The following is an 18944-nucleotide window of genomic DNA, read 5'->3' as shown; positions in this document are numbered from 1 at the left end:
TGTCTCCGGCGCTCCTTCAGTGCTCGGCCTTGTGGAGACCGCGTCGCACCGCATGGGCATGCAGGACCGCCGTGGCCGCGGAGGCACGGCGGGTCCGCACGCTGTCCGCGCGCGAGGTGAGGACGATCGGCACCCGCGCACCCAGGACGATCCCGGATGCCTCGGCGTTTGCCAGGAAGATCAGTTGCTTGGCCAGGATGTTGCCGGCCTCCAGGTCCGGCGCGATCAGGACATCAGCCACCCCGGCAACCTCCGATTCAATCTTCTTGATACGGGCCGCCTCCAGGTTGATGGCGTTGTCCATCGCGAGCGGACCGTCCAGGATGCCGCCCGTAATCTGGCCGCGATCGGCCATCTTGCAGAGCGCCGCCGCATCCAGCGTCGACTGGATCTTGGGACGTATCGTCTCGACGGCGGAAAGGATCGCGACCTTGGGTCGCTCGACGCCAATCGTGTGGGCCAGGTCGATCGCATTGCGGCAGATGTCGGCCTTGGCCTCCAGGTCGGGGGCGATGTTGACCGCGGCGTCCGAGATCAGCAGCAGTTTGGGATAGGTCGGCACATCCATCAGAAAGATATGGCTGATCCTCCGCTCGGTGCGGATCCCGGTCGCGCGGTCGACAACCGCGGCGAGCACCTCGTCGGTGTGAAGACTGCCCTTCATGAGGATCTCGGCAACACCCTCGCGCGCCAACCCGACCGCACGGGCCGCCGCGGCATGGCTGTGCTCGACATCGATGATCCGTGCACTGCCCAAACCGATGCCGTACTGCTCGGCGATCGCTCGGATCCGCGCCTCCGGCCCGATCAGGATCGGCAGGATGAAGCCGCTCTCGGCGGCCTCCATCGCACCTTCCAGCGACACCTGATCCACCGGATGAACAACCGCGGTCGGCACGGGCTCGAGCCGTGTCACCTGCTCCAGGAGAACCCCGAAGCTGTCGTGATGACGCACCGAGATCTCGGCGAGATCCGGGATCTCGATCCGCAGCTTCTCGGTCGGCGCATTGACCGAGGCGAGACCCGTCATCACAGGTTCGTGGCGCTGGTTGAGGACCTCGCAGGCGAAGACCACCAGCGTCTCGGGCCCCTTTTCAACGACCTTGACACGGCCGGTTAGGGAATCGCCGAGATCGACGGTCCGATGAAAGACCGCGTCCTGGGTGCGGTAAACCGTCCCGGGGCCGGGCAGAACGTTTGCGAAGAGGCTGGAGATCAGGCTGGTTGCCCAAAGGCTGTGACCGACCACGCCTTTGGCACCCCGCGCCTTCGCATACTCCTCGTCGATGTGGGTCGGATTCAGATCGCCCGAGACCTTGCTGAAGAGTGCGATATCGTCACGCGTCAAGGTGCGTTGAAGCTCTGCGGTCTGACCGACTTGGATCTCGTCGAAGACCCGGTTCTCAAGGTACTCGGCCATGGTGAAGACCTCCGGCTGAGAAGATTGGCGGCTGACAGGGTCGGGAACAAAAAATGGCAGGGTGCCGCGGGATGTTGCGCTGCACAACAGGATAACGGGCGTCGATGAAGAAGACGTGTCGAAGAGATGTCGATTCCGAGAAACTCGATGGAGCCGGACGGCCGGCATGAAGCCGAGTCGGCGTCCACGCAAAGCCAACGCCGGTCGTATCTTTTCCGGAAATCACCCTAGTCCAGCACGGCAGATGGGGCGAGATCGTTCGTTGTCGTTGTCGTTGTCGACCATCGATACGACAACGACCACGATTACGACAACGACAACGACAACGACCGGTCGGGAAAGAACCGGTCAGGGCAAGGGCTCGAACGACTGAGTCGAGAAGTCCGGCTGATGCGGCACGAAGAGGTTTCCACCGCCGAGATCCTGGACCAGGTAGTCGACGAATCCCTGTGCGTAATTGATGAAGGTATCGGTCACTCGCCGGTCTTCCGCGGCGGCCTTGAAGGTGGCGTACCCGTCACCGCCGTTGGCCAGGAAGCTGTTGGTCACGACGATATAGGCCTCCGAGGGTTCGAGCGGCGCCCATATCCCGGTGGATCGATCCTTCACCTCGACGTCGCTGATCCGCGCGCCCTTGGCTTGGGTCATATCGATGTCCCAACGGATATGCGAGCCGTAGGGGAAGGCCCCCGTGTTGCCGCTCGGATTGGACGCGTAGAACGCGAGACCATCCTCGATGCTGTCGAGCACCTCTTGCCCGGACAGCTCAAGCTCGACCAGGGTGTTGGAGAATGGCAACAGGGTATAGGCGGTCCCGATCGTGATATCTCCCTCCGGAATCGTGATGCGGACGCCGCCGCCGTTCTGTAGCGCGATGTCCGCCCGGAAGGCGCGCGCCAAGAAGGCGTCGGTCACGATCTGCTGGCTGAATCCGCCGTTCACGTTCAGCTCCGCCCCCGATATGGAAACGGCGTCGCCGTTGCAGGGTGCACTCCCGCGGGGCTCGGTCGGGACACGGCGCTCGCAGATGACCTCGCCCGCTTGGCCGATCACCTCCTGACTGAGCTCGTCGACCTGGGCCGCATACTCGGCAAGGATCGCCTCGGCTGTTGGATCCGGCGTCACAAGACCAAGGCTCGGATCCGCATCGATGAGCGTCAGGATCTCGGTAAGCTCCGGCTCGGGAATCGGTAGACGGCTTCGCTCAAGGCCGTCGCCAAGCAAGAGATGAGGCGTGCCGCCGCAGGTGTCGACCTTGCCCTCGCGGAAGGTGACGGCCAGCTCGCCGACGACCTGGGCATACTGCCAAGCCTGCGCGACGCAGACCGGGTCGCCGTCCGCGTTCGTGGTGAGGGTCGGGTAGTCACCGGCCGAGGGCAAGCCGTACTGCCCGAGATCGCCGAGCAGGGTGTGCGAATCGCCGCCGATGATGGCATCCACACCGGTCACGGCTCGAGCGAGTGCGAGGTCGTTCGCATAGCCGTAATGGGTCACGAGGACGATGTTGCCGATCCCCATCGCAGACAGCTCGTCGACATAGGCTTGCGCGGTCTGTACCTCATCGAGGAACCGCGTGGTCGGCAAGGGCTGAGATGAGAAGCGCGTCTTCTCGGCGATGTCGATCCCGATGAATCCAACCTTCTGGCCTTGAAACTCCTTGATCACGTAAGGCTGGATGTAGTCGTTTGCCGTCTCGGGCGCCAACGGCGTTCCGAGCGCCGGAACCACGTTGGCGGCGATCGTCGTGGTGTCGCATGCAGGGTTCGACCCCAAGAAATCGAGGAACTTCACCAGGGTCCCGTCACCGTCGTCGAACTCGTGGTTGCCGAGCGCAAAGACATCGAAGCAGGCCGTATTCATGAGATCGGCGTCGGCCTCGCCCTGGAACAGGGTGTAGAAGAGCGTTCCTGTGATGGCGTCCCCGGCGTGGATCTTGACGAGGTTGTCGAGCCGCGACTCAAGCGCTTTGATCTTGGCCGTCACCCGCGGGAAACCACCGATCGGGGCGGAAAAGGGACCGCCGGATGTGCCGAGGTCGAGCGTCGTTCTGATTTGCTGGAGGTTCGAGTGATGATCGTTGATGTGGAGCAGATTGATCGTCAGCGGCTCATCGTCGCGGATGGTGCCGATGGCCGTGCCCTTCGCGACGATCGCACCGGGCGCAGCGGCGATCCCCAGGGTCAAGGTGACGTCCGGACCGACAACCCTATTATCGCGGATTCCGACCTCCAGAGACCCTTCGGTTGCGCCCGCGGGGAATGTGGCCCACACGGGGCCGGGGCGATAGTCCACAACCGGCCTTGCGGTATCCGGAAGCGGAACGGCGATGATGCGCAGATCCCTCGGCGCGGGTCGGTCGAGCTTAATCGGAAAGGACAGTCGACCCTCGCCTTCGTAGGCGGCGGCGTCCTGAACCGAAAGAATTGGAAGGCCTGACTGTCCGGGCAGACGGGCGTTCGCCGCGCCGGGGAGGGCGAGGACCATACCCGCGATCAACGCGGTCGCCAAGGCGAGCCAAGGGGCTCGGATGATGATCATGCTGGATTCCTCCGGTCGGCTCGATTCTGGTTTGGTTGGGGTCCCGGCCGGTGAGTCGCCAAGCTGCGTCCGATCCGCGACCCACTCGATTCGCTCCCGAGCTAGTGTGGCAAGATTCGGTGACAGCCAGCCGAAGAGACGATGACGCTTCGATGACGACCGCTGCGCGGGATTGCGGAGCGAGCCTCCGCGGTAGCTCGGTCGCGGTCATTGCATCGCGGCGGTGGCCTCGAGCATAGCCGCTGCCGCAGGAATCGGCGGGGTACCCCTTGTCTCGAGGTTGGCCTTCCTCGAATCAGGATCGCTCGGGTAATATCTCGCAAAGACTAAAGCTAATTATATGGTATGATATATGCTTTAAAATCAGTACTCCTAAGGCATCGGCAATCCTGGAGCACCTCGCACGCCCACTGTCGTCCGGCGCACCCTTTTATCGATTCGGCCCAGCAAGACCCAGCCGGGAACGCAGCCATGCACACAACCTGGAAAGACAGTATCTATCGTCAGCGCGAACAGCTCGCGCACATCCTCCATCAACCCATGGCCGCTCTCGCCGCGCGCTGCGGGGCCGTCTGGAGCGACCGAGCGGGCCTCAATCGGGTCCTCGCCGAAGGCTTCCCGGAGATTCCGCATCGCGCCTTTCTCTATTGCCTGGGGATCGACGGCGTTCAGGTCTCCGACAATCTGGGAGCCAGCGGGATGGAATCGGGGCACTTCGGACGCAACCGATCGGACCGTCCCTACATGCGCGAGCCTGTGCCTCCCTGGGGATTCCTGCTCTCGGACGCCTACATCAGCTTGAGGAAGCGGCGGCCGTCGCTGACTGCGCTGCAGATGGTGTGGGGGGATAGTGGGCCGCTCGGGTACTTGGGGGCCGACTTCGATCTGCGCGACCTGCCGGTGACCGCGGAGCTTTATAGGGAGCCCGACGCCTGGCGTCAGGTCAAGGGGGATCCGGCGATCCGAGGCAACCTGTTCCTGCAGTGCCGGGTCGAGAGCTCGATGGACCGCAACCTGGATCGCGCCCTGTCGATCCTCGGCGAGCTGTTGACCGAACGCGGGGTCTTCCAGTGCCAGATCCACTTCTCCAGCAGCCAGGCCACCATCTGGACACTGAACGACCCCTACCGCTATCGCATCCTGGACCAAGAGGCCCTGTTGGATCCCGACATCTGCCTCCTGTATCCGCCCTGCCGCTATCCCATCGACGCAGTCGTTCCGAACACCGACATCGTCCCGATCCTCGACCGCTTCAAGGGATTGCGGCTGGTGGACGAAAACATCTACCTGCGTCAGTCGTCCATTAACCTCTTCAACGGCATGGTTGGCCTGACCTTCTCCTGCGACGGCTCTCACTACATGCCCCACGGTCAATTCTTGGGGGCAGACACCGCCTTTTGGTTCGGCGGCGTCGGCTGACCGGCCTTGTTGGCGACAACCTCCCGACCCCTCGCAAGCGATCCGCAATATTCCGACCTCGAGCAGCGGGGTCGGCACGGACCCCACTGATCCCAGTACCTGCGAGGCACCGCATGAAACAGGCACCGATGGCGCTCAATGATCGCCTTAGGGTTCATGAAAGGGTCATTTCCATCTGATTTACTCCCGTCGAGCGGGTCTATGAAGCGACCCGGGTTCATGGGATCCCGGTGTCGGCGGACAGGATGCAATCGTTGCGGCGAGGATCGAAGACAGCCCGCTCGATCCGCGGGATGACGAACATTCGTCCAAACACAACTTTCATTCGCGGCGGGTATGGAGCAACACGATGACGATCGATAACGAAAACCCGGAAGCCATGGACTGGCTGGCGTCCGAGCTCGCGGATACGCTCGACGAAGACTACGAGCTCGAGATCTCCGAGCCGGCACTCTCCGAAGAGCTCCGCAAGACCTACAAACGGACGCACCCGGCAACCCTGGATCGGTTGACCTATTTCCGCTCCCTGCTGGGGCTGCAGGCCGAGCTCATCAAGCTCCACAACTGGGTCGAGCACACCGGGGAGAAGGTCCTGGTGATCTTCGAGGGGCGCGACGCGGCGGGCAAGGGCGGCGTCATCAAACGCATTACCCAGCGTCTCAATCCGCGCGTTGTTCGGGTGGTCGCGCTGCAGAAGCCGACCGAGCAGGAGAGGACCCAGTGGTACTTCCAGCGCTACGTCTCACACCTGCCCTCCGGCGGGGAGATCGTGCTGTTCGATCGCTCATGGTACAACCGCTCCGGGGTCGAGCGCGTCATGGGCTTCGCCAACGCGGAGCAAGTGGAGCAGTTCTTTCAGGACGTACCCGAGTTCGAGCGGATGCTGGTGCGCTCGGGCATCCGCTTGATCAAATACTGGTTCTCCATCACCGACCAGGAGCAGCAGCTGCGCTTTCTCATGCGGATTCATGACCCGCTGAAGCAATGGAAACTGAGCCCGATGGATCTCCAATCCCGAGTTCGGTGGGAGGACTACACGAAGGCAAAGGAAGAGACCTTCGCGCGCACCAATATCCCCGAGGCACCCTGGTTCGTTGTCGAAGCCAACGACAAGAAGCGCGCGCGGCTCAACTGCATCCGCCACTTGCTGAGCCAGGTTCCCTACAAGGAGGTGCCGCACGAGCAAATCACGCTCCCCGACCGGGTCTTCAATCCGGAGTACGAGCGCGAGCCGCTGCCTGAACAGCTGTTCGTGCCGAAATACTACTGACGGTCGGGCGTACCTCGCCCACGAGGCCGCCGCACGTTCGCCAGCGAGGCTTTGCCCGTCGCCGTGGGTCATCCGCGTAGAACCCCCGGCGTCGGCATGAAAGCCGCCGAGCCAGCCCACCTGAGCCCGGCCACCCCGCCGAATCGCCGCAAGAAATCTCCCGTTCGATCGCAATCATCGGGAGTTTTCGCGGACCTGACAGGCTGTTCGCGGTACCCTTGCACGAGCCCCGAGGATTCCGAGCGCCCCCGGACCGCATCGGTCCTCGGCAGCCCTTCTCGCTAGAGCATGCGAGCCGATGCTGGTACGCTCGGCGATCCGCTCGATCAAGGACTGGTTCTCCCTCACGGACGAGGCAAGGCCGCCGCGCTGCCCGGTGCGTATCCGTGACCCGCTGAAGCAATGCCGGCTCGGGCCCATGGATCCAGTCCCTATCCCTCGGAAGCACGCCGCGAAGGCAAGCGAAGGAGACCTTTCGACCAATCGAAGGGATCCGACGTCTTCGCCTCCCTTTCAATTCCTTTTTCCGGTGCCCGACCGACAGTCTCGACGGTCACGGCACCGAACAGCGAGAGCATCACGATGGCCAAGACAAACTATGCGTTCGAGAAACGCCAGCGCGACCTGCAGAAGAAAAAGAAAAAAGAAGATAAGCAGAAGCGAAAGACGGAAAACAGCAGCACTCCATCCGAAGCGGCCGATGTTGAGCGATCCGAGGGTGATCTTCAGGAGACCGACGCCGGGCAGAGCTCGGACTGAATCCCGCCGGTGTTGACCACGCGATACCGGCCCGGAAGGGTATCGCTTGCCTGCGCGATCTGCGGCGCGTCGCGACACGCGCGATCGACTTATGAAGGACGCTTGAGCAGGGATCGAGAGCCGGGGTCGTGTCTAGTCTTCGTCACAACCCCCGGTTACACTCGCGCCGCCCAACAAGGACCCTCACGGCATGTCACTCCTCTTTAAAGAGCATCTGCTCCGTCATCTCGTCACCGACGAGCTGCACGCCCGCACCTTCGAGCCCCTGCGCGCGCCCGAACGGGTCTCGCACCTGGCCGCGGTCTCGGGCGAGCGCGGGGGCGGTCGCAACGTCGAGCACCTGAAGCGACTTCTCGCCCACTACGGGCTGCCGATCCCGGCGACGGTCGATCAGCACTATTGGATCGACCTCGGACCCATGCGTCTACGTTGGGAGCGCCATACCGAGTTCGTCACCTATACCTTCAGCCAGCGCGGCGCCTTCGCTCACCCGTTCGCCGATCCGCTGCTCGACGATCTGCCGCAGGACTGGCTGCGCGACCTGCCCGGCGAGGTGATCACCGCGACCTCGCTGGCCATCGAGCCCTGCGATCTGCCCGAGCGCACGAACGATGAGCTGGTCGCGCTCTTCGACGGCAACCCCGTCATCGGCTCGGAAGTGGTCGGGGGTGCGGGTCGTGCTTGGTCCGACCATAAGATCCATGCCGACGGGTACTCGTGGATCCTGCTGCGCGCCTGCGGTCTGTCCGACAATCAGGCCGGGCGACTGGCCAAACGCGTGCTGGAGATCAACGCTTACCGGGCCATGGCGCTGCTCGGGTTCCCCCTGGCGCGGGGCGTGACTGCAGCCCTCAGCGACGCCGATCGTCGCTTGGCGATGGTCGTATCACGCCTATCGAGTCAAGGCGCGTCCGATCAGACGGCCTTCGAGAGCGAGCTGCTGGGCGAGCTGACCAGGCTCGCCGCGGACATCGAGGCGGTTTCGGCCCGAACCACCTATCGCTTCGATGCCTCGCGTGCCTATTACGGGATGATCCAACAGCGGCTCGAGCAGCTTCGCCAAAACAGGATCGAAGGCCTGCAGACCCTGTCCGAATTCCTCGACGCGCGCTTGGCCCCGGCGATCGCGACCTGCGAGGCCACCCAACGCCGTCAGCACGACTTGGCCGAGCGCGCGGCCCGCATCACCGGCCTTTTGCGCGCCCGTGTGGATGTCTCGCTGCAAGAGCAGAACCGGCGGCTGTTGGAGTCCATGGATCGCCGCGCCCATCTCCAGGTGCGCCTGCAAGAGACCGTCGAAGGGCTCTCCGTCATCGCGATCGGCTACTACGGCGTCGGCCTCATCGGATACGCGCTCAAGGGCCTTCAGAGCGGCGGTGCGCCGATCGACGCCGCGCTCTGGATGGGGGTCGCCCTCCCCTTCGTGATCGGATTCGCCTGGTTCGGACTCAGACGGATCAAACGGCGTCTTGCCGGATCGGAGTGATCCTGCGCCCAGCCCCAGCCCCAGCCCCAGCCAAGCGGCCGAGCGACCGGGCGACCCGAGAGCGCATCAGGCGCCCTCGCGCTTGAACCAACCGCGCTTGCCGACGCCGGGCGTGGTCCGCCCCTGCAAACGCTTGGCGAGGGTCAGCCGGCGCGCGTCGTCCTCGTCTTCGACCAATGGCTCGAGACTGGCGAGCAGACCGTCCGCAGCCGCCTGGTCGCCGCGCGCTCGGCTCAGCATCGCGAGTGCGCCATAGAGCACGAAGATGTCCTGCACGTGCAGGCTCGGGCGCTCGTAGAGCCCCTCCAGCAAACGAGCGGCCTCGTCGAGCTCGCCGGCCTCGATCAGCATGACGGCCAGATTGCAGCGCGGAAAGATGTAGTCGGGATAACGGGCGATGACATTGCGAAGCAGATCCAGCGCCTCTTGAGGGCGGCCTTGAGCGCCGCGGATCGCGGCGAGGTTGCCGAGTGCGACACGATGCCCGGGGGCGTACTCAAGGATCCGAGTCAAGAGGATCTCCGCGCCCGCATAATCGCGCTCATTGAAGCGGTCTATCGAGCGTTGGAGGAGCATCTCGAGATCCTTGGGAAGATTGCTCGGCTCGGGCTCACGTCTGATCTCGGTGCTGACCAATCTGACCTGCGTCACGCGCTCGCCGTCCCAGATTTCGAGCGGCTCGCCGTGCGGCAGCAGACCCTTGTCGTGGAGCGGACGCAGGAACCCGAAGCGCGTCTCCCGGGTCCCGATCGGCAGGCAGGCGAACCGTTTCAAACGCACGACCGCGTCCGGATCGCCCCGTTCGGCGCGATATTGGAGGATGAAGGCGACCAGACCGCGCAGGCCGTCGTCACCGCCGACGTAGAGTGCATCGAGGAAGTCATTGGATGCCGTCACCTTTCCGAGGTGCGAAAAGCCGTCGTTCCCGGCATCACGCATCCGGTTCAGCCAGATCAGCGGCAACGCCTGCCCGAGACCGAACACCGGCGGATACGCCAAGGCATCGCCCGCGTCGTCGAGAATCGTGCGAGCCTCGAGGGCGGGTTTGAAATTCGGCACGCGCTCGAGCGATGCCTTGCAGAGCGCCCGCGCCCGCTTTGCCTCACCCAGCCGACTCGCCGCGCAGGCGGCCAAATGGTTCAGCATCGCCTGTTGCCGAGGCTCTCCGATCCCGAACCAGTCACACCGCTCGACCCGCGCGAAGGCGTCCAACGCGGCGCCATCCTCGCCCAACAGCAGCAAGGCATCGAGCTGCGGCACGGCATCCTCGAGCCGGCGAGCCGTCGCAGCGGCCAAAGGCGTCGTCAGGCCCAGGGCGCCGGTCTCGTCGCCCTGGTAGAGTCGCAAGCGCGCTGCCCATCCCAAAGCGAAGAGGTTGTCCGGATCCGCCTTCCAGAGCCCCAGGAAGGCCGCCAGGGCATCCTCGATGCGATCGAGATGGAACAGCGACATCGCTCGATTGTTCTTGGCCGGCGTAAGATCGACCCCGTCCAGCCAACGCACGACGCCGGCGAAATCATGCCCATCCAGATGGAGCTTGCCGATATCGAAGAGCAGCATCTGCTCGGCGGTCGCGTTCGACCCGTCGGGCTGCCGCAGCAGATCCTCGCGGATCGCGGGCGCCACCGGAAACCCAGGCGTTTCGGAACCGAGCGCACGCAGCCGCTCCGCGGTGCGATCCGCCAACATGACATGCCCGAATTGCAGTGCGTATCGAAAGAGCATCTCCTGTGCGGGCAAGCTCTTGGGTCGACGCTCCGCCCAATCGAACGCGGCGATGGCCGCAGCGCCGCTTCCCTGGCTACCCTGCAGCGCCTCCACGAGCAGGCGCCGGGGACCGCTTTGATCCGGGTGGGCCTCAATCAAGGCGCGCAGCCGACGCGCCGCGGTCGCGTAATCTCTGCGCTCCATCAGACGCTCGATCGCCTTGAGCTGGCTGGACAGCACGGCGGAGGCACCCAACTTAGGCTTGGCGGTCTTTCTGGACATGAGAACCTCGAGACGCGGACATTGACTGGATTGGACTCCGAGGGAGCCGATCATCGGCAGCTCACCATGGCAGAACGGTGCGCAGAGGCACAATGGCCAGACCGACGAGGAGTGCGAAGAGGCAGGCGACCCGGATCAGGCGCAGCGCGCGCTCGAGGTCCCCTGCCCCGAGATCGGCCGGCCAATCGGGATCGCCCATATAATCTTCGGTAACGAGCATCCCCCCGTAGCGAATCGGACCGACCAGGCGGACCCGCAGCGCGCCGGCGCAGGCGGCCTCGCTCCAGCCGGAGTTCGGGCTGGGAAGCATGGCGTGATAGTCGGACGCGGCACGAAAGACCAGCTGCGGGTGCAGCTTGAGCACTGCCGCCGCGGCCGCGATCAAGGGGACCGAGAGCCTTGCCGGGATCCAATGGACGAGATCGTCCGAGCGCGCCGCGGCCCAGCCGAAACGGCGGTAGCGTTCGTTCTTGTAGCCGACCATCGAATCCAGGCTCGACACGGCCTTCACCAGGATCAGACCCGGCAGACCGAAGAGACACAGCGCCCACAAGGGCGTCAGGACCCCGTCGGTCAGATTCTCCGAGAGGCTTTCGATGGTCGCGCGGACGATGCCGTCGCGCTCCAATTGGTCGGTATCGCGACCGACCAGCATCCGCAGCCGCGCGCGGGCCCGCGGGAGATCGTCGAGCGCCACGAGCACCCGGCGTCCGTGATCCAGGAGATCACGGGGGCAGATCAGGCTGTAGGCGATGAAGACATCCCAGGCAAAGGCCACCCACGGGTGGACGACGCCGAGCGTGGATCGAACGCCCCACCAGGCCGCCAGCGCGCCCCCGACCACCAGCAGCCAATGCAGGACGCCGCCGGCACGCCCCTTCAGACCGACGGCAAACAAGAGACGCTCCAAGCCGAGACTCCAGGCCCCGATGATCCGAATGGGATGGAAACGATAGACGGGATCGCCGATCAAGGCGTCCAGGAGACAGGCCGCGAGGACGAGTGCGAGATGCTCGGTCAGTCCCATTTGTACGCAAACCCCCGCACGACGGCGAGCGCGGCCAAGCGCCCGTCCGGCAACCCTTGATGCGGCGCCAGCTCCGCACGCAGCGCGAGGAACCGCTCGGGCTTGACCGCGACGGCCGCCCCGAGCAACGCCGCCTGGTTCAGGATCGCCTCGCGCGCGACCTCGGCATGCAGCACCCCGGTGCGCACCAGATCCAGGATCTCGGCCAGACCATAGGCGGCTGCGGCGCTGTGCGGATCATGAATGATGGCCTGGAGATTCGCGGCGAAGACGGCCGCGCCCGGCGCATCCAGCTCGGACTCAGCGCAGGCCCGCAGCGCCGCCTCGTCGCAACCGAAGCGACCCAGCGCCGCACAGATGGTCCGCCTAAGCTCGGGAACGATACCGTTCTGCAGCAGCAGACAGCGGGTGACGGCGTCATGCGTCGCCCGCCCGAGCAGCTCGCCCAGGGTGTTGTGACCGCCCGCCCAGTGCCGCTCCCACTCGGCCTCGCGCGCCAGCGGGGCGGCGATGGCAAGCTGATCGGTTCCGGTGCCGGTCGCGAGACACGGCGACTGGAGGCTCGGCATCCGCAGGTCGAGCAGAGCCGTGCTTTTCGCCTCCGTGACCATGGTCGCCGCGCGCACCAAGCACGCGGGCGTGCAGGGCCGATTGATCAGGACCAGGGTGACGATTGTTCCCGAGCCTGAATCGTTGGGCGGTGTATCGCCGGCGGTCGGACGCGCGAATCCGGTCTGCCCCGCCATTTCCGCTGAACACCCGCGACGTGCGGGACGACTGCCGTCGGCCTCCTCGTGCCAAGCGGCCGTATCACCCGCTCGGACGGCGTTGCCGGTCACCCCGGCGGTGGCCACCACCGTCACCCGAAGATCCTCCGCATCTGCGTGCGCCACGACCGCACACTGCATATTGGCGGCGGTCCCCATGAGGGCCGTCGTCTCGGGCGGAAGCCCGGCCTCGGAGCAGGTCCGTCCGTGATAATCTCGGGCGCCGAGACCCAGGACCGTCTCGTAGCGCACCAGATGAGCGACACCCTCGCAGCTCTGATGGTTCGCGAGGTGGGTCAGCGACTCGGACATCCCGCCGTTGACGCGACAGGTACTGATGACGCGATGCGCACGTTCGAAGGCCGCAAACAGGTAGCGACCCTCGCGATGCAGACAATAGCGGTCGGTGTCTTCGAGCAGCATGCGGGATCTTGACTGCAGGGTTCTTGTGGATACCTGAGTGGATGTTTGGGCGATGGCCGGCAGATGGACGCCCGAGGCTAGCTCAGGAGTCCTCCTGATCGCAACGTCAATCGGGTCGGCAATCGGTTCGCTTGAGTCCGGATGCTTAATCGGCGACCGTGTCGCCGATCACGATGAGATCGAGACGCACACCCATGGGAAAACATGAGTCGAAGACCTGCCCACGCTGCGGAGCCAGCTTCGAATGCAAAGCCAACCGGGTCGAGCGGTGCTGCTGCATCGGTGTTGCCTTGACACCCGAGACGCTCGACTACCTCGGCGAGCACTACCGGGACTGTCTCTGCGTCGCCTGTCTGGAGGCGGTCAACCGGCGCGTCGGCAGCCGCGGCAGTGACGAGGAGCCGATTGCTCGATAGGCCGAGAGTCCGCGGGGACCGCGACAGGAGGCCCGTCGTTCGGGCACATCCTGCGATTGCACGCGAACGGCGACGAAATCTATCCTTCTGACCGCCGCGCCCTACAGCCGCGAGAACGCGCTCCCAGAGATGAGGACACCGCGATGACTGCACTCTCCGATCTCTACAAGACCGATTTCCACGCAAACAGATTCAGCGTCAGATCCAGTCAAGCCCCAGCGTGAAGCCATTCGTGCCGGAGGCCGTCGAGGATGCCTACCCCGACGCCGTCGACATCGCCGTGCGGGAGACCCTATTGAACCCCGAGCGCTTCCCCCAGACGTGCCCCTACGCGATCGACCGGATCCTCGATTTCGATTTTTACCCGAATGAGCTTTGACCCCAAAGGTTAAAGGTAAAAAGCTAAGGCCTAAGGGCTGGAGGCTAACACCCTCGCCCGGCATACATTGACCGCCCGAATTCTAACCATTGCAAACTTCGAGCGCTGATATACTCCGTGCTTTGCCCGTGCCGACCGCTTCGACCGCTTCCGGGAAACATCATGACCAACAAGCCCGATATCGATCCCCAAGAGACACAGGAATGGCTCGATTCGCTCGATGCCGTGCTCGAGAACGAAGGCGTCGAGCGCGCCCATTTTTTGCTCGAGCGACTGATCGACAAGGCGCGCCGCTCGGGGGCCTATCTCCCGTTCACCGCCAACACCGCCTACGTGAACACCATTCCGGTGCAGCAGCAGGAACGCTTCCCCGGCGATCGCGCGATGGAGCGACGCATCCGCTCCTTCGTGCGCTGGAACGCGATGGCCATGGTGGTGCAGGCGAACCGGCTCTCCACCGAGCTTGGGGGTCACATCTCGAGCTTCGCCTCCTCCGCGACCCTGGTCGACGTGGGCTACAACCACTTCTTCCGTGCGCGCGACAAGGACCACGGCGGTGATCTCATCTTCTTCCAGGGCCACGCGGCGCCCGGCATCTATGCCCGAGCGTTTCTGGAGGGACGCATCAGCGAGGAGCAGCTCTACAACTTCCGCCAAGAGGTCGACGGCAACGGCCTGTCCTCCTATCCGCACCCTTGGTTGATGCCCAACTTCTGGCAGTTCCCGACCGTCTCGATGGGGTTGGGTCCGCTGATGGCCATCTACCAGGCGCGCTTCATGCGCTATCTGAACGACCGGGAGCTGGTCAACACGAGCGAGCGTAAGGTCTGGGCCTTTCTGGGCGACGGCGAGATGGACGAGCCCGAATCGCTGGGCGCCATCTCCCTGGCGGCGCGCGAACGCCTCGACAACCTGGTGTTCGTGGTCAACTGCAACCTGCAGCGTCTCGACGGTCCGGTGCGCGGCAACGGCAAGATCATCCAGGAGCTCGAAGCGGTCTTTCGCGGAGCCGGCTGGAACGTCATCAAGGTCGTCTGGGGGAGCTATTGGGACCCCTTGTTCGCCCGCGACAAGCAGGGTCTCCTGCTCAAGCGCATGGAGGAATGTCTCGACGGCGACTATCAGGCTTACAAAGCCAAGGGCGGCGCCTACACCCGCGAGCATTTCTTCGGCAAGTATGCCGAGCTCAAAGACCTGGTCGCCAATATGACCGACGAGGACATCTGGCGCCTCAATCGCGGCGGTCATGATCCGGTCAAGGTCTATGCGGCTTACGACGCGGCCATGCGCATGAACGGCAAGCCGACGGTGATCCTGGCCAAGACCGTCAAGGGCTACGGCATGGGTGTGGCCGGCGAGGGCATGAACATCACCCACTCGCAAAAGAAGATGGGCGAGACGCACCTCAAAGCCTTCCGCGACCGCTTCAATATTCCGATCTCGGACGACCAGATCGGCGCCGCGCCCTTCTACAAGCCGCCGCAGGACAGCCCCGAGATGCAGTATATGCACGAGGTCCGCGAGCGGCTCGGCGGCTTCCTGCCGTTGCGTCGCGACGATGCCGCGGTGCTGCCGATCCCCGAGCTGGATGCCTTCAAACCGCTCCTGGAAGGCAGCGGAGACAAGGAGATGTCGACCACCATGGCGATGGTGCGCATCCTCACCATCCTGGTGCGCGACAAGGCGATCGGCAAGTACCTGGTCCCCATTGTTCCGGACGAGGCGCGCACCTTCGGCATGGAGGGCATGTTCCGCCAGCTCGGCATCTACTCCTCGATCGGCCAGCTTTACGAGCCGGTCGATGCCGATCAGGTCATGTACTACCGTGAGGATAAGAAGGGTCAGATCCTGCAGGAAGGCATCAACGAGGCGGGCGCCATGTCGTCCTGGATCGCGGCGGCCACCGCCTATGCGAACCACGGCCAGAGCATGATCCCCTTCTACATCTACTACTCCATGTTCGGGTTCCAGCGCATCGGCGACCTGGCCTGGGCGGCGGGCGACATGCAGGCCCGCGGCTTCCTGATCGGCGGCACCGCCGGACGCACCACGCTCGCCGGCGAGGGCCTGCAGCATCAAGACGGCCACAGCATGGTGGTCGCCGCGACCATCCCGAACTGTGTCGCCTACGACCCAGCCTACGCCTACGAGCTCGCCGTCATTATCCAGGACGGCCTACGCCGGATGTATCGGGAGAAGGAAAGCGTCTTCTACTACGTCACGGCGATGAACGAGAACTACGTCCAACCGGCGCTTCCCGAGGGCGCCGCTTCCGGGATCCTCAAGGGGATGTATCCGGTCCATCAGGGCGAGGAGCACACCCATCGGGTTCAGCTGCTCGGTGCCGGAACCATCCTGCGCGAGGTCTTGGCCGCGGCCGAGCTGCTCGCCAAGGACTTCAACGTCGGCGCCGATGTCTGGAGCGTCACCAGCTTCAACGAGCTGCGGCGCGAAGGCATCGACGTGGAGCGCTGGAACATGCTCCACCCCGACCAGCCCCAACGCACCACCTATGTCGAGGAGCAACTGGCCGGGACCCAAGGCCCGATCATCGCCGCCACCGACTATGTCCGGACCTACGCCGACCAGATCCGCCCCTACATCCCACGCCACTACCTGGTACTCGGAACTGACGGCTTCGGGCGCAGCGATATGCGCAGCCAGCTGCGAAAGTTCTTCGAGGTGAATCGTTACTACATCGTCGTCGCCGCCCTGAAGGCATTGGCGGACGAGGGCGAGATCCCGACCGCGACGGTCTCCGAGGCGATTCGGAAATACCGTATCGACCCGGAAAAACCCAACCCGGTGACGATCTGAACCGCGCTAAACCGCGCTAAACCGCGTCCGTCATCCCATGCGGTGATACGGCAAGTCGACCGACGACGAAGCACCAAAGAAGGGCTCGGTCGACGGGGTTTAGGAAACTTATCTATCGATGACTGGACCGCGTCCGGGACGAAGCGCTCGGGTCAAGCCGAGCGGCGCAACACAGGGATCTGGTGTGATCGCCCCGGACGCGGTTGAGGGAGGACAGAGCGTGGCAACCGTCGAAGACATTCTGCTGCCGGACATCGGGGATTTCTCGGACGTCGAGGTGATCGAGATCCTCGTCGCGCCGGGTGACCGGATCGAGGCCGAGCAATCGATCCTCAGTCTGGAGAGCGACAAGGCGACTATCGAGATCCCCGCGCCGCTGGCGGGGGTGATCCGAGCGTTGAAGGTCAAGGTCGGCGATCGGGTCAGTCAGGGGGATCTCCTGATGACGCTTGAGACCGATGGGGCTGGCTCCGAGGAGGCTCCCTCCAAGGATGCCTCAGCCGGCGATGGGCGCTCTGCGCAACCCGAGGCGAGCGGGCCGGGCGCTGTTCCCGCGACACCACGTCCGACAGCCCCTGCTCCGGCATCGCCGCAGGCTCCGAAGTCGACCCCGCCGCGTATGCCGAGCAGCGGCGAGACCATCTCCGTCGTCCTGCCCGACATCGGCGATTTCACGGACATCCCGGTGATCGAGGTCCTGATTGCTCCGGGGGATCGCATCGAGGTCGACCAGTCACTCCTCACGCTCGAGAGCGACAAGGCGACCATGGAGATCCCCTCACCCAACGCGGGGATCGTCGAGGAGCTGGCCGTCGCGGCCGGGGATACCCTTAACCAAGGGGATCTCATCCTGACCTTGCGCACCGACGCAGCGGTGGATACCGGCAAGCCGATCCCGGCGGCCTCGCTGATGGCTGCGCCGATGGCCGCGAGCACTGCCGAGGAGCTCGAGGCGCCGCCGGGCCCAGCATCGAGCACCAAACGCGCGCCCGGTGAATCCGAGCGCCGACCCGCTCCGGTATTACCGCGTCCGGAGGACATGGCGGCCATCGCCAAGGGCCGCAAGGCGCACGCGAGCCCCACTGTGAGACGGTTCGCGCGTGAGCTCGGCGTGGATCTGACCTTCGTCAAGGGGTCGGGGCCGAAAGGTCGCGTGCTCAAGGACGACGTCCAGGGCTTCGTCAAGCAATCACTCGCGCAAGGTGCCCCGACCGGGGCCGGCGGTGCCCTGCCCTTCGCCTTGCCCGCCGCGCCCGAGATCGATTTCGCCAAGTTCGGCCCGATCGAGCTCACCGAGCTCTCCCGCATCAAGAAGCTCAGCGGCCGGCATCTTCACCGCTGCTGGCTCTCGGTGCCGCACGTCACGCAGTTCGACGAGGCGGACATCACCTCGCTCGAAGACTTCCGCAAGGCGCAGAAGGCGCAGGCCGCCGAGAAGGGCATCAAGCTGACCTTCGTCCCCTTCCTGCTCAAGGCGGTCGCCACCGCCCTGAACCGAATGCCGGTCCTCAAGGCGTCGCTGACGGCGGACGGCGAGAGTCTCGTGCTCAAGCACTTCACCCACATTGGGGTGGCGGTCGATACGCCGCAGGGTCTGGTTGTCCCGGTCGTGCGCGACGTCGACAAGAAGGGCATCTTTGCCCTCGCCGCCGAGCTGTCCGAGCTCGGTGAGAAGGCGCGCGCCGGCAAGCTGCTGCCCGGCGACATGCAGGGCGGCTGTTTCTCCATCTCCAGCCTCGGCGGCATCGGCGGCACCGCCTTCACGCCGATCGTGAACGCTCCCGAGGTCGCCATCCTCGGCGTCTCGCGCGCGACGACCAAACCGGTCTGGAACGGCCAGAGCTTCGAGCCACGCCTGATGCTGCCGCTGTCGCTGTCGTACGATCACCGTGTCGTCGACGGCGCGGAAGGGGCGCGCTTCACCAGTCTGCTCGGTGAGCTGCTCGGGGATCTTCGTCAGCTCCTGCTGTGAGGCGGGCGCGGGGGCGGGGGCGGGCGTGCGGACGTGCCGGCGCCTCGCTCAGGAACGGTTCAAGAGTAAGTAGAACAACTCGACGAGAGAATACCTTTGCCAGGGTTGTCGTGGTCGTTGTCGCAATCGTAATCGACAACGACAACGACAACGACCACGATTAGATTCGGTGCTCAACCTAATTCTGACACGTCGTTTGGGGCTCCGGACTCCGATGCCCGAGCGCGGCGCCAGAATCCAATGCAGTGAATAGGGCCGAGGG

At 64.6% G+C, this 18944-nt stretch carries 13 protein-coding genes and 1 pseudogene; 9 read left to right on the top strand and 5 right to left on the bottom strand.

Annotated elements, in window-relative coordinates:
• Positions 1 to 16: 16 nt before the first annotated feature.
• Positions 17 to 1420, bottom strand: a complete 1404-nt coding sequence (locus AADX97_RS10250; protein ID WP_374234632.1) for a bifunctional enoyl-CoA hydratase/phosphate acetyltransferase — start codon at positions 1418 to 1420, stop codon at positions 17 to 19.
• A gap of 348 nt (positions 1421 to 1768) precedes the next feature.
• A complete protein-coding gene (locus AADX97_RS10245) occupies positions 1769 to 3958 on the bottom strand; it encodes a bifunctional UDP-sugar hydrolase/5'-nucleotidase (RefSeq protein WP_374234633.1) in 2190 nt (729 codons plus the stop codon).
• A 471-nt stretch (positions 3959 to 4429) separates the two neighbouring features.
• On the opposite strand from AADX97_RS10245, the gene AADX97_RS10240 reads away from it, so the two are divergent.
• From AADX97_RS10240 to AADX97_RS10220, 5 genes and pseudogenes are all read left to right on the top strand, one after another.
• Positions 4430 to 5377, top strand: a complete 948-nt coding sequence (locus tag AADX97_RS10240; protein WP_374234634.1) for a hypothetical protein — start codon at positions 4430 to 4432, stop codon at positions 5375 to 5377.
• A 349-nt stretch (positions 5378 to 5726) separates the two neighbouring features.
• Entirely contained in the window at positions 5727 to 6647 is a 921-nt protein-coding gene (gene ppk2 / locus AADX97_RS10235; RefSeq protein ID WP_374234635.1) for a polyphosphate kinase 2, read from the top strand.
• Positions 6648 to 6882: 235 nt separating this feature from the next.
• Positions 6883 to 7062, top strand: a pseudogene (locus AADX97_RS10230) (hypothetical protein); the annotation flags it as partial.
• A gap of 167 nt (positions 7063 to 7229) precedes the next feature.
• Positions 7230 to 7406, top strand: a complete 177-nt coding sequence (locus AADX97_RS10225) for a hypothetical protein (RefSeq protein ID WP_374234636.1) — start codon at positions 7230 to 7232, stop codon at positions 7404 to 7406.
• Between the two features lie 190 nt (positions 7407 to 7596).
• Positions 7597 to 8892, top strand: a complete 1296-nt coding sequence (locus AADX97_RS10220) for a DUF3422 family protein (protein WP_374234637.1) — start codon at positions 7597 to 7599, stop codon at positions 8890 to 8892.
• 66 nt (positions 8893 to 8958) lie between these two features.
• On the opposite strand, the gene AADX97_RS10215 is transcribed toward AADX97_RS10220, so the two are convergent.
• The 3 genes from AADX97_RS10215 to AADX97_RS10205 all read right to left on the bottom strand — a co-directional run bounded on the left by AADX97_RS10215 (position 8959) and on the right by AADX97_RS10205 (position 13098).
• A complete protein-coding gene (locus AADX97_RS10215) occupies positions 8959 to 10881 on the bottom strand; it encodes a tetratricopeptide repeat protein (protein WP_374234638.1) in 1923 nt (640 codons plus the stop codon).
• A 61-nt stretch (positions 10882 to 10942) separates the two neighbouring features.
• The gene (gene cbiB / locus AADX97_RS10210) at positions 10943 to 11908 is read right to left on the bottom strand and encodes an adenosylcobinamide-phosphate synthase CbiB (RefSeq protein WP_374234639.1); all 966 of its coding nucleotides are present in this window, start codon (positions 11906 to 11908) and stop codon (positions 10943 to 10945) included.
• Positions 11899 to 13098, bottom strand: coding sequence for an adenosylcobinamide amidohydrolase (locus tag AADX97_RS10205; protein ID WP_374234640.1), 1200 nt, complete (start codon positions 13096 to 13098; stop codon positions 11899 to 11901). Before AADX97_RS10205 ends, cbiB begins: the two co-directional genes overlap by 10 nt.
• A gap of 194 nt (positions 13099 to 13292) precedes the next feature.
• Between AADX97_RS10205 and AADX97_RS10200 the strand changes: the two genes are divergently transcribed.
• The 4 genes from AADX97_RS10200 (at position 13293) to aceF (ending at position 18682) form a co-directional block, all read left to right on the top strand.
• Positions 13293 to 13514: a cysteine-rich CWC family protein gene (locus tag AADX97_RS10200; protein ID WP_374234641.1), complete on the top strand. Its 222-nt coding sequence runs from the start codon at positions 13293 to 13295 to the stop codon at positions 13512 to 13514.
• 190 nt (positions 13515 to 13704) lie between these two features.
• Positions 13705 to 13893, top strand: coding sequence for a DUF29 family protein (locus AADX97_RS10195; protein ID WP_374234682.1), 189 nt, complete (start codon positions 13705 to 13707; stop codon positions 13891 to 13893).
• 162 nt (positions 13894 to 14055) lie between these two features.
• Positions 14056 to 16710: a pyruvate dehydrogenase (acetyl-transferring), homodimeric type gene (gene aceE, locus AADX97_RS10190; protein ID WP_374234642.1), complete on the top strand. Its 2655-nt coding sequence runs from the start codon at positions 14056 to 14058 to the stop codon at positions 16708 to 16710.
• Between the two features lie 220 nt (positions 16711 to 16930).
• Positions 16931 to 18682 carry a dihydrolipoyllysine-residue acetyltransferase gene (gene aceF, locus AADX97_RS10185; protein ID WP_374234643.1) on the top strand — a complete coding sequence of 584 codons (1752 nt, stop codon included), beginning with the start codon at positions 16931 to 16933 and terminating at the stop codon, positions 18680 to 18682.
• The last annotated feature ends 262 nt before the right edge of the window (positions 18683 to 18944 follow it).

The sequence above is a fragment of the Thiocapsa sp. C2-2m genome, assembly GCF_041903745.1.
Taxonomy (GTDB): Bacteria; Pseudomonadota; Gammaproteobacteria; order Chromatiales; family Chromatiaceae; genus Thiocapsa; species Thiocapsa roseilacustris.
Note: the sequence above shows the minus strand (reverse complement) of the source record. Positions and strands in the feature narration are given on the sequence as shown.

Coding starts and splice junctions, on each gene's coding strand:
- AADX97_RS10250 (WP_374234632.1), bottom strand. CDS start 1,420: ATGGCCGAGTACCTTGAGAACCGGGTCTTCGACGAGATCCAAGTCGGT.
- AADX97_RS10245 (WP_374234633.1), bottom strand. CDS start 3,958: ATGATCATCATCCGAGCCCCTTGGCTCGCCTTGGCGACCGCGTTGATC.
- AADX97_RS10240 (WP_374234634.1), top strand. CDS start 4,430: ATGCACACAACCTGGAAAGACAGTATCTATCGTCAGCGCGAACAGCTC.
- ppk2 (WP_374234635.1), top strand. CDS start 5,727: ATGACGATCGATAACGAAAACCCGGAAGCCATGGACTGGCTGGCGTCC.
- AADX97_RS10225 (WP_374234636.1), top strand. CDS start 7,230: ATGGCCAAGACAAACTATGCGTTCGAGAAACGCCAGCGCGACCTGCAG.
- AADX97_RS10220 (WP_374234637.1), top strand. CDS start 7,597: ATGTCACTCCTCTTTAAAGAGCATCTGCTCCGTCATCTCGTCACCGAC.
- AADX97_RS10215 (WP_374234638.1), bottom strand. CDS start 10,881: ATGTCCAGAAAGACCGCCAAGCCTAAGTTGGGTGCCTCCGCCGTGCTG.
- cbiB (WP_374234639.1), bottom strand. CDS start 11,908: ATGGGACTGACCGAGCATCTCGCACTCGTCCTCGCGGCCTGTCTCCTG.
- AADX97_RS10205 (WP_374234640.1), bottom strand. CDS start 13,098: ATGCTGCTCGAAGACACCGACCGCTATTGTCTGCATCGCGAGGGTCGC.
- AADX97_RS10200 (WP_374234641.1), top strand. CDS start 13,293: ATGGGAAAACATGAGTCGAAGACCTGCCCACGCTGCGGAGCCAGCTTC.
- aceE (WP_374234642.1), top strand. CDS start 14,056: ATGACCAACAAGCCCGATATCGATCCCCAAGAGACACAGGAATGGCTC.